Here is a 2500-nt window from a genome sequence, read left to right on the forward strand (position 1 = left end):
TCATCATGAATGGGTTTTTATGTTGTTATAATCCGTCGGCTTCAATGCCTGGCGGCGACCTACTCTTCCAACGCTTGAGCGTTAGTACCATTGGCGCGGACTGGTTTCACGGCCGAGTTCGAGAAGGGATCGGGTGGTTCACAGACGCTATGGCCACCAGGCAATGGAGCCGACGGATTGTGTCGATGCATTGGGTCCATCTTTTCGGGATGGATTTTGCGATGTTGTTAAGTTGGCTGGTATCGTCCGTCATCGTTGGACGGGACCTGCAAGGGCAGGCCTGTCATTGATGGCGGGATTCTCAAGCATGAACAGAGTTATTAGGACCGGTTAGCTTCATGCGTTACCGCACTTCCACACCCGGCCTATCAACGTGATGGTCTATCACGACTCGAAGATACCTTATCTTGAGGGAGGCTTCCCGCTTAGATGCTTTCAGCGGTTATCCCGTCCATGCATAGCTACCCTGCTGCACTCCTGGCGGAATGACAGGTACACCAGAGGCATGTTCACCCCGGTCCTCTCGTACTAGGGGCAACTCCTCTCAAGTATCGACGCCCACGGCAGATAGGGACCAAACTGTCTCGCGACGTTCTGAACCCAGCTCACGTACCACTTTAATTGGCGAACAGCCAAACCCTTGGGACCTGCTCCAGCCCCAGGATGTGATGAGCCGACATCGAGGTGCCAAACGATTCCGTCGATATGAGCTCTTGGGAATCATCAGCCTGTTATCCCCGGCGTACCTTTTATCCGTTGAGCGATGGCCCTTCCACGAGGGACCACCGGATCACTATGACCGACTTTCGTCTCTGCTCGATTCGTCAATCTCGCAGTCAGGCAGGCTTATGCCATTGCACTCTAACAGCCGGTTTCCAACCGGCCTGAGCCTACCATCGCGCGCCTCCGTTACTCTTTAGGAGGCGACCGCCCCAGTCAAACTACCCGCCACAGAGGGTCCCCGAACCGGCTAACGGTCCTGGGTTAGACATCAGAAAACAACAGGGTGGTATTTCACCTATGGCTCCACACCGGCTGGCGCCAGTGCTTCAAAGCCTCCCACCTATGCTACACAATTCTTTCCTAATGCCACTCTGAAGCTGCAGTAAAGGTGCACGGGGTCTTTCCGTCTAACCGCGGGTACTCCGCATCTTCACGGAGAATTCAATTTCGCTGAGCATATCCTGGAGACAGTGGGGAAGTCGTTACGCCATTCGTGCAGGTCGGAACTTACCCGACAAGGAATTTCGCTACCTTAGGACCGTTATAGTTACGGCCGCCGTTTACCGGGGCTTCAATTCGGAGCTTGCACTCCTCCTCTTAACCTTCCGGCACCGGGCAGGCGTCAGACCCTATACGTCGTCTTGAAGCCGACTTAGCAGAGTCCTGTGTTTTTGCTAAACAGTCGCTACCCCCTGGCCTGTGCCCCCCACAAATGCTTGCGCATATGTGGGGCCTCCTTCTTCCGAAGGTACGGAGGCAATTTGCCGAGTTCCTTCAGGATACTTCTCTCAAGCGCCTTGGTATACTCTACCAGACCACCTGTGTCGGTTTCGGGTACGGTCTATACGGTGGGGCTATTTCCTGGAACCGCTTCGAAGCCTGACCAATCCGATAAGGTCAGACAACACACGCGATCCGTCACACACCACCAGGCCCACGAATATTAACGTGGTTCCCATCGACTACCCCCTTCGGGCTCGTCTTAGGGGCCGGCTCACCCTGCTCAGATTAGCTTTAAGCAGGAACCCTTGGTCTTTCGGCGAGAGGGCATCTCACCCTCTTTGTCGCTACTCATGTCAGCATTCGCACTTCCGATACCTCCACGGCCCATTACCAGACCGCTTCACAGGCTTACGGAACGCTCCGCTACCGCTTGGACCGAAGTCCAAACCCTAAGCTTCGGTGCACGTCTTGAGCCCCGTTACATCTTCGCCGCAGGAACCCTTATTTAGACCAGTGAGCTGTTACGCTTTCTTTAAAGGATGGCTGCTTCTAAGCCAACCTCCTGGTTGTTTTGGGATTCCCACATGCTTTCCCACTTAGACGTGACTTGGGGACCTTAGCTGTAGGTTAGGGCTGTTTCCCTTTTGACGACGGACCTTAGCACCCGCCGTCTGTCTGCCGGATAAATCTCGTTGGTATTCGGAGTTTGGTTAGAATTGGTAGATCTCGCGACCCCCGCATCCATCCAGTGCTCTACCCCCAACGGTATACGTCCGACGCTCTACCTCAATAGATTTCGCGGAGAACCAGCTATTTCCCGGTTTGATTGGCCTTTCACCCCTAAACACAACTCATCCGACAATTTTTCAACATTGAACGGTTCGGTCCTCCAGTGCGTGTTACCGCACCTTCAACCTGGTCATGCCTAGATCACCGGGTTTCGGGTCTAATTCATCGAACTCAGTCGCCCTATTCAGACTCGCTTTCGCTGCGCCTACACCTATCGGCTTAAGCTTGCTCGATAAACTAAGTCACTGACCCATTATGCAAGAGG

Annotated in this window: 2 rRNA genes (1 of these 2 cut by a window edge); both read right to left on the reverse strand. The window is 54.0% G+C overall.

From position 1 onward, the window contains the following. Positions 1–46: 46 nt before the first annotated feature. Positions 47–161: ribosomal RNA gene (rrf, locus tag NMD1_RS00675) — 5S ribosomal RNA — on the reverse strand. Positions 162–300: 139 nt separating this feature from the next. Then, positions 301–2500: ribosomal RNA gene (locus NMD1_RS00680) — 23S ribosomal RNA — on the reverse strand; it runs 593 nt beyond the window's last position.

The sequence above is a fragment of the Novosphingobium sp. MD-1 genome, from assembly GCF_001014975.1.
Lineage (GTDB): Bacteria > Pseudomonadota > Alphaproteobacteria > Sphingomonadales > Sphingomonadaceae > Novosphingobium.